This window comes from Streptomyces sp. NPDC058964 (assembly GCF_042741275.1).
Classification (GTDB): Bacteria; Actinomycetota; Actinomycetes; order Streptomycetales; family Streptomycetaceae; genus Streptomyces.
This window is the reverse complement of sequence record NZ_JBHYKH010000257.1, coordinates 6,460-12,662: the sequence shown is the minus strand read 5'-3', so window position 1 is coordinate 12,662 and position 6,203 is coordinate 6,460. Positions and strand designations below refer to the sequence as shown.

7 protein-coding genes are annotated in these 6,203 nt (G+C 71.7%); 3 read left to right on the top strand and 4 right to left on the bottom strand.

The window, feature by feature from the left end; translation table 11 throughout:
* The first annotated feature begins 109 nt into the window (after positions 1-109).
* Together ACFW2E_RS27565 and ACFW2E_RS27560 are read left to right on the top strand one after the other, a co-directional pair.
* Complete coding sequence (locus tag ACFW2E_RS27565) at positions 110-1,492, top strand: nucleobase:cation symporter-2 family protein (protein ID WP_384469765.1); 1,383 nt, start codon at positions 110-112, stop codon at positions 1,490-1,492.
* Positions 1,489-2,109, top strand: coding sequence for a TMEM175 family protein (locus ACFW2E_RS27560; RefSeq protein ID WP_384469764.1), 621 nt, complete (start codon positions 1,489-1,491; stop codon positions 2,107-2,109). The genes ACFW2E_RS27565 and ACFW2E_RS27560 overlap by 4 nt, the downstream gene beginning before the upstream one ends.
* Here ACFW2E_RS27560 and ACFW2E_RS27555 read toward each other — a convergent pair.
* Positions 2,066-2,677 (bottom strand): exonuclease, encoded by a 612-nt coding sequence (locus ACFW2E_RS27555; RefSeq protein WP_384469763.1) that lies wholly within the window; start codon positions 2,675-2,677, stop codon positions 2,066-2,068. The genes ACFW2E_RS27560 and ACFW2E_RS27555 overlap by 44 nt on opposite strands.
* 213 nt (positions 2,678-2,890) lie before the next feature.
* Positions 2,891-4,321 carry an MFS transporter gene (locus ACFW2E_RS27550; protein WP_384469762.1) on the bottom strand — a complete coding sequence of 477 codons (1,431 nt, stop codon included), beginning with the start codon at positions 4,319-4,321 and terminating at the stop codon, positions 2,891-2,893.
* A gap of 83 nt (positions 4,322-4,404) precedes the next feature.
* Between ACFW2E_RS27550 and ACFW2E_RS27545 the strand changes: the two genes are divergently transcribed.
* A complete protein-coding gene (locus tag ACFW2E_RS27545) occupies positions 4,405-4,806 on the top strand; it encodes a winged helix-turn-helix transcriptional regulator (RefSeq protein ID WP_384469761.1) in 402 nt (133 codons plus the stop codon).
* A 30-nt stretch (positions 4,807-4,836) separates the two neighbouring features.
* Here ACFW2E_RS27545 and ACFW2E_RS27540 read toward each other — a convergent pair whose 3' ends face one another.
* Positions 4,837-5,259: an acyl-CoA thioesterase gene (locus ACFW2E_RS27540; protein ID WP_384469760.1), complete on the bottom strand. Its 423-nt coding sequence runs from the start codon at positions 5,257-5,259 to the stop codon at positions 4,837-4,839.
* A 52-nt stretch (positions 5,260-5,311) separates the two neighbouring features.
* On the bottom strand, positions 5,312-5,944 hold the full coding sequence (locus ACFW2E_RS27535; protein WP_384469759.1) for a hypothetical protein: 633 nt from the start codon (positions 5,942-5,944) through the stop codon (positions 5,312-5,314).
* Positions 5,945-6,203 lie beyond the last annotated feature (259 nt).

The following is a 6,203-nucleotide window of genomic DNA, read 5'->3' as shown; positions in this document are numbered from 1 at the left end:
CTCCCCCAGGCTCTCGGCTACGCTCGAGAAGGGATGAGCCCCTCGCCCGTGCACCACCTCCATGAAACCCACGTCAGAGCCGACGTGTTACCCGACCGGAGGAGTCGCCGTGTCCGCTCACCCAGTTGACGAGAAACTGCCCGCCCTCAAGATGGCGACCACCGGTCTGCAGCACGTCGCCGCCATGTACGCGGGAGTCGTCGCCCCACCTCTCATCGTCGGCGCGGCCGTGGGCCTGTCCGGCACCGAGCTCACCTTCCTCACCGGCGCGTGCCTGTTCACCGCGGGGCTGGCCACCTTCCTGCAGACACTGGGCGTATGGAAGATCGGCGCCCGGCTGCCCTTCGTCAACGGCGTCACCTTCGCGGGTGTCGCCCCGATGACCGCGATCGTCGCCTCGGCCCACGACAAGTCCGACGCCCTGCCGGTCATCTTCGGGGCGGTCATGGTGGCCGGATTCCTGGGCTTCCTCGCCGCCCCCTTCTTCAGCAGGGCGGTCCGTTTCTTCCCGCCGGTCGTGACCGGTTCGGTCATCACCCTGATCGGCGTCTCCCTCCTCCCCGTCGCCTTCGGCTGGGCCCAGGGCCCCAACCCCGCGGCCGACGACTACGGTTCGACGGCCTACCTGGGCCTCGCGGGCATCACGCTGCTGATCGTCCTGCTGCTGCGCCGCTTCACCCGGGGCTTCGTCAAGCAGGTCGCCGTGCTGCTCGGCCTGGTCGCCGGCACCCTGGTCGCCATCCCGTTCGGCGTCACCGACTTCGGCCCGGTGGCCGACGCGGACGTCATCGGCTTCCCCACCCCCTTCCACTTCGGCGTGCCCCGGTTCGACATCGCCGCGATCCTGTCCATGTGCGTGGTGATGGTGGTCTCGATGACCGAGTCCACGGCCGACATGCTGGCACTCGGCGAGATCGTCGAACGACCGGCGGACGAGAGGACGATCGCGGCGGGCCTGCGCGCCGACACCCTCGGCTCGGCCCTCAGCCCGCTCTTCAACGGCTTCATGTGCAGCGCCTTCGCGCAGAACATCGGCCTGGTCGCCATGACCCGGATCCGCAGCCGGTTCGTCGTCGCCACCGGCGGCGGTTTCCTGGTCCTGATGGGCCTGTGCCCGATGGCCGCCTCGCTCATCGCCGTCGTACCGCGCCCGGTGCTCGGCGGCGCGGGAGTCGTCCTGTTCGGCTCCGTCGCCGCGAGCGGCATCCAGACGCTGGTCCGGGCAGGCCTGGAGAAGGACAACAACGTCCTGATCGTCGCGGTGTCGCTCGCCGTCGGCATCATCCCCATCACCGCGCCGGAGTTCTACCACGCCTTCCCGGAGACCGCGAAGATCGTCCTCGACTCCGGCATCTCGACGGGCTGCGTGACCGCCGTACTCCTCAACCTCCTGTTCAACCACCTCGGCAAGGGGCGGGACGCGCGTGACGTGACCCATCCCATGGAGGCGGGCGAGGAACTGGTGACCGATGGGGCACCCTGTGTGCCATGACAACCGAGTCCAGCCGCGTCGAGGCCTTCAGCGACGGTGTCTTCGCCATCGCCATCACCCTGCTCATCCTGGAGATCAAGGTTCCCGAGATCGGTGAACACGGACGCCTGTGGCACGCGTTGGGCGCTCAGTGGCCCTCGTACGCCGCCTATGTGGTGAGCTTCCTGGTCATCGGCATCATGTGGGTCAACCACCACCAGGTGTTCAGCTACGTCACCCGCGTCGACCGCACCCTGATGTTCCTGAACCTGCTGGTGCTGATGGTGGTCGCCGCGGTGCCGTGGCCGACGGCGATGCTCGCCGCGTACCTGCGCGAGGACAAGGCCTCGCACGTGGCGGCCGCGGTCTACAGCCTGGTGATGGTCGCGATGGCGGCGGCCTTCCAGGCCCTGTGGTGGCATCTCACCCGCACCGGCCACCTGTTCGACGCCCGTGTCGACCCGCGGGCGGCCAGGGAGACCCGGGCCCGCTTCGCGCTGGGCTCCCTGGCCTACCCGGTGACGGTGGGACTGGCCTTCGTCTCGGCCCCCCTCACCCTTGCCGCACACGGGCTGATCGCCCTGTACTACGGCTTCAATCAGGTACCGGTGCCGACCCGGGACCCGGCCACGTCATGAGGTTGGCGAGCAACTCCGCCTGCTCCACGGCGTCGTCGAGCGCATGGTGTGTGTGGCGGCGCCTTGAGAGGAGATGGCGGGGCATGGTGCCCTTGGCGACGGCCCGCAGCGGAAGGCGGGCCTTCGTCGCGTACAGCGTCTTCATGTCCAGACAGCCCGAGTGGCCGAAAGGGCTCGTCCCGGTGAAGCGGATCAGATACCAGTAGAGGAACGTCCAGTCGTACGACGCCGGGTAGCCGCACATCACCGGCTGGGCGCCGGCGCTCACCTCGCGTACCCAGTCACCGAACTCGGCCAGCGCGACGCCCGGTTCGGCTCCCTCCGCGCTCAGCCGGACCCGGTCGAGGCCGCTCACCGCCAAGGCCTCGGGCACGAACTCCTCGCTGATCGGGCGCAGTTCGCGGTAGAAGGTCAGCTGTTCGGGATCCGCGGCGGTGAACCCGTCGGCGTCCTGGGTCCCGGCGACGGCCGCGCCCAGACTCAGCATGGAGCAGGGGCCGGGGATCGGGCCGTCCGCCTCGATGTCGACGGAGATGTACAGACTCGGCTTGACACGTCGTGCGGGCATGGGACCGGAGCATGGCAGGGGCGGGGCACCCGCCGCATCCGAATTCAGGGGCGGGGGCCCGCCTGGCACGGGGTGGCCGCGGGCAGCCTGCCGGTGAAGTACGAGCGCGGCGGGACCACGAGGCGGCGTTCGTCGCCGCCTGACGGCATGGGATGTCTGACACGCGGAGCGGGGCGGCGGTCACGGGGATCCGCCGCCCCGCCTCCCCTCCCGTCACGCCCGGGGCCGCAGCACCCCCGCGGCCAGCACCAGCGCCGCCACCGCGATCCCCGTCGCCACCCGGAACGCCAGCTGGTAGCCCTCCGCCGTGGCCGGCACCAGTTCCGCGCCCCGGGCGAGGAGCCCGTCGGTGCGGCTCGCCGCGAGCGTGGACAAGGTCGCCAGTCCCAGCGAACCGCCGACGACCTGAGTGGTGTTGAACAGACCCGAGGCCAGACCCGCGTCCTCCTCGTGCGCCCCCGTCATGGCGAGCCCGGTCAGCGCGGGCATCGCGGCCGCGAACCCGGCGGAGAGCAGGAGCAGCGGCGGCAGCACGTCGGGGAGGTACGAGCCGTCGGCCGGCGCACGGCCGAGCAGCGCCATCCCGGCGGCGATGAGCGTCAGCCCGGCCAGCAGCACCCGGTGGGCGCCGAACCGGCCGACGGTCCTCGCGGACAGCCCCAGCATCAGCACCCCGATCGCGATCGGGGCCGGCAGGAACGCCGTGCCGGTCGCCAGCTCGCTGTACCCGAGGACGCGCTGCAGATACAGCGCGCCGATGAACTGGAATCCGTACATCGTCGCGATCATCAGGAGCTGGACCGTGTTCGCGCCGGTCAGCAGGCGGGAGCGGAACAGCCGCAGCCGCAGCAGCGGACGCGCGGCCCGTGCCTGGCGGACGGTGAACCCCACGAACAGGGCGACGGCGAGAGCGGCCAGGAGCAGGGTGGTGACGAGATCACGGTCCGCGGAGCCCACGATCACGTACACCGTGAGCATCAGCGCGCCCGTGACCAGTGCGGCTCCCGGGAAGTCCGCGCCCTTGCCGAGTCCCGCACCGTTCTCCGGGACGAGTACGCGAAGGGCCGCCACCCAGGCCGCGATGCCGATCGGCAGGTTGATCAGGAAGATCCAGTGCCAGTCGAGGGCCTGGGTCAGCGCCCCGCCGAGGAAGGTGCCGAGCGCCCCGCCCGCCGCGCCGACCGCGCTGAACACCGCGATGGCGCGGGCCTGTTCACGCGGCTCGGGAAAGAGCGCGACCAGCATGCCGAGCACCACGGCCGACGCCATCGCCCCGCCCGCGCCCTGCAGGGCCCGTGCCGCGATCAGCATGCCCTGGGTGGTGGCCACCCCGGCCAGCACCGAGGCCGCGGTGAACACGGCGAGTCCGGCCGCGAACATCCGCCTGCGGCCCACCAGGTCGCCGAGCCTGCCCGCCAGCAGGAGCAGTCCGCCGAAGGGGATCAGATAGGCGTTGACGACCCAGGCGAGACCCGGCCCGCTGAAACCCAGATCGCTCTGGATGGCGGGCATCGCCACCGTGACGATGTTGCCGTCCAGGATCGTCATCAGCGTTCCGGCGCACAGGACGACCAGGGATGCCCAGCGGGAGTACGTTCGCGACGGCGCGGACACCTGCGCCGCTGACTCGATCGTGGTCGACATGGCTTCGAGCCTCCTCTTGGTGCACGACTTGTAACGGGGTTCATCGTCGGTGACCATGGGAGGAGTCGTAAGGAGGCAGTTCAATGTCCCAGAGGAACACGGGTGTTACCGTCCAGGCAGTGAACGCGCACGCGTGCCCGGTCCGCGAAGTTCTTGACAGGGTCGCCGGAAAATGGAGCGTCCAGATCCTCGTCGCGGCGTCCCAGGGACCCGTCCGCTTCACCGAGTTGGAGCGCGGCATCGAGGGGATCAGCCGCCGCATGCTGACGCTCACCCTGCGCAACCTGGAGCGCGACGGCCTCGTGACGCGCACGGTGTATCCGACGGTTCCGCCGAAGGTGGAGTACGAACTCACATCGGCGGCAAGGGAGTTGCACGAGACGCTCCAGCGGCTGACCGACTGGGCCGAGCGCAACCGCGTCTACGTCGCCGAGTCGCGGGCGGCCTACGACGCCGAGCACCGGCCGGAGCTGCTCGACGCGTAGGTGACGCGGGGACACGGGAGCGCACGGCGGCTACAGCCCGAACAGGGCCGGATCCGTCGTCAGCTCCTTGAACACTTCCCGCGGGTCGGCGACCAGCTTCCGCTCCTCGAGGTTCATGATGCCGCCGACCGCGGTGACTTCGGCGGCCACCGTGCCGTCGGCCTTGGTGATCGTCTGCCGGATCCGGAAGGTCTTGCCCTCGCCCCATTCGAAGGCGCACGTCACGTCGACCTCGTCACCCGCGAGCAGCTCGCGCCGGTAACGGATGTTCGTCTCCAGCGCCACCGGGCCCACGCCCCGGCCGACGAGCCGGGCCTGGCTCACCCCGGCGGCCTTCAACAGCGACCACCGGGCGTGTTCCGCGTAGTTGAGATAGACCGCCTGGTTGAGGTGACCCTGCACATCGGTCTCGTACCCCCGGACGGTGACGCGGACGGAAAACGGTTCGCTCACGACTTCCCCTTCTCGTGTACGGCACACTGACCCCCCGATCCTGGCACGCCGCTCAGACCCGGCGCGGTGACGCCAGCAGATAGCGCGCCCTGGTCCGCGGCTCCGTGTACTCACCGGCCTGCCAGCCCGCCCCCGTCAGCGTGGCGGCGCACGCCCGCAGTGCCTCGCCCTCGGGCGCGTACACGGCGATCGCCTCCGGCTGCGGGGTCGCGCGCACCCGGTAGCCGTCCCCCTCCGCGCCCGCCGGCCGGTGCCCGGCCGCTTCCAGGGCCAGGGCGGCCGCCCGCACCAGATGCTCGCGCTCCCAGCGGCACGGCCGGTCCGTGGCGCCGTCCGGATTGGTCATCCGGCGCAGCTCCAGCAGTCCCTGCCAGGCGCTGTGCACCTCACGCACCCGGGCCGGGCCGGAGCCGGACCCCGCGTCCTCCTCACCCCCCACGCGCGCCGCGAAGACGTCGCCGGCCGGGGCGGGATCCACCGGTGCGGCGGCACTCTTTGGCACCGCCTCCCGTAGGCGGTGCCCCGCCGGTGTCAGGAAGTGGTCGTGCGGCGGACGCGGGTGCCGGAAGGCGAGCCCCCGCTTCACCAGCGCCTCGAGCTGCGCCTGCGTGCCCCGCAGCCGCCCGGTGACCGGATCGGCGGCGTCGATGACCCGCCGCTGCGCGACGGTCGGCGGTCGTGTCACGGCGTGCTCCTCCCGGCCCCGTCCCCTGGCACCGCCGTCGGACGGCCCACTCGAAGACTACGGCGAGGGTCTGACAACGGGGCACGGCGATCCTGGTCCGGCGACTGCGGCCCCACGCCGGTGGCCGGTGGACGTGGCCCGGCCCCGGGCGGGGGGCGGGGGGGGGGGGGGCGGCGGACGTCGGCCGCCCGGCCCGCGGCGCGGGGCCGCCGCCCCCCCCGGGGGCGGGGCGCCGCCGCGCGGTTCGACCCCCCGGCCC